Source organism: Aeromonas sp. D3 (assembly GCF_027705025.1).
In the GTDB taxonomy this organism is placed as follows: domain Bacteria; phylum Pseudomonadota; class Gammaproteobacteria; order Enterobacterales; family Aeromonadaceae; genus Aeromonas; species Aeromonas salmonicida.
Genome location: NZ_JAPDBE010000092.1, coordinates 1 through 1,356 on the forward strand (window position 1 = coordinate 1; position 1,356 = coordinate 1,356).

Annotated in this window: 1 protein-coding gene; it reads left to right on the forward strand. The window is 60.2% G+C overall.

Annotation, left to right across the window (positions count from 1 at the left end; all coding sequences use genetic code 11):
* Nucleotides 1-139: 139 nt before the first annotated feature.
* Nucleotides 140-1,153 (forward strand): class 1 integron integrase IntI1, encoded by a 1,014-nt coding sequence (gene intI1, locus OKC28_RS22870; RefSeq protein ID WP_000845039.1) that lies wholly within the window; start codon nt 140-142, stop codon nt 1,151-1,153.
* Nucleotides 1,154-1,356 lie beyond the last annotated feature (203 nt).

The following is a 1,356-nucleotide window of genomic DNA, read 5'->3' on the forward strand; positions in this document are numbered from 1 at the left end:
TAACTTTGTTTTAGGGCGACTGCCCTGCTGCGTAACATCGTTGCTGCTCCATAACATCAAACATCGACCCACGGCGTAACGCGCTTGCTGCTTGGATGCCCGAGGCATAGACTGTACAAAAAAACAGTCATAACAAGCCATGAAAACCGCCACTGCGCCGTTACCACCGCTGCGTTCGGTCAAGGTTCTGGACCAGTTGCGTGAGCGCATACGCTACTTGCATTACAGCTTACCAACCGAACAGGCTTATGTCCACTGGGTTCGTGCCTTCATCCGTTTCCACGGTGTGCGTCACCCGGCAACCTTGGGCAGCAGCGAAGTCGAGGCATTTCTGTCCTGGCTGGCGAACGAGCGCAAGGTTTCGGTCTCCACGCATCGTCAGGCATTGGCGGCCTTGCTGTTCTTCTACGGCAAGGTGCTGTGCACGGATCTGCCCTGGCTTCAGGAGATCGGAAGACCTCGGCCGTCGCGGCGCTTGCCGGTGGTGCTGACCCCGGATGAAGTGGTTCGCATCCTCGGTTTTCTGGAAGGCGAGCATCGTTTGTTCGCCCAGCTTCTGTATGGAACGGGCATGCGGATCAGTGAGGGTTTGCAACTGCGGGTCAAGGATCTGGATTTCGATCACGGCACGATCATCGTGCGGGAGGGCAAGGGCTCCAAGGATCGGGCCTTGATGTTACCCGAGAGCTTGGCACCCAGCCTGCGCGAGCAGCTGTCGCGTGCACGGGCATGGTGGCTGAAGGACCAGGCCGAGGGCCGCAGCGGCGTTGCGCTTCCCGACGCCCTTGAGCGGAAGTATCCGCGCGCCGGGCATTCCTGGCCGTGGTTCTGGGTTTTTGCGCAGCACACGCATTCGACCGATCCACGGAGCGGTGTCGTGCGTCGCCATCACATGTATGACCAGACCTTTCAGCGCGCCTTCAAACGTGCCGTAGAACAAGCAGGCATCACGAAGCCCGCCACACCGCACACCCTCCGCCACTCGTTCGCGACGGCCTTGCTCCGCAGCGGTTACGACATTCGAACCGTGCAGGATCTGCTCGGCCATTCCGACGTCTCTACGACGATGATTTACACGCATGTGCTGAAAGTTGGCGGTGCCGGAGTGCGCTCACCGCTTGATGCGCTGCCGCCCCTCACTAGTGAGAGGTAGGGCAGCGCAAGTCAATCCTGGCGGATTCACTACCCCTGCGCGAAGGCCATCGGTGCCGCATCGAACGGCCGGTTGCGGAAAGTCCTCCCTGCGTCCGCTGATGGCCGGCAGCAGCCCGTCGTTGCCTGATGGATCCAACCCCTCCGCTGCTATAGTGCAGTCGGCTTCTGACGTTCAGTGCAGCCGTCTTCTGAAAACGACAA

Excerpts from the sequence above, each read along its gene's own strand:
- intI1 (WP_000845039.1), top strand. The coding sequence starts at position 140 with ATGAAAACCGCCACTGCGCCGTTACCACCGCTGCGTTCGGTCAAGGTT.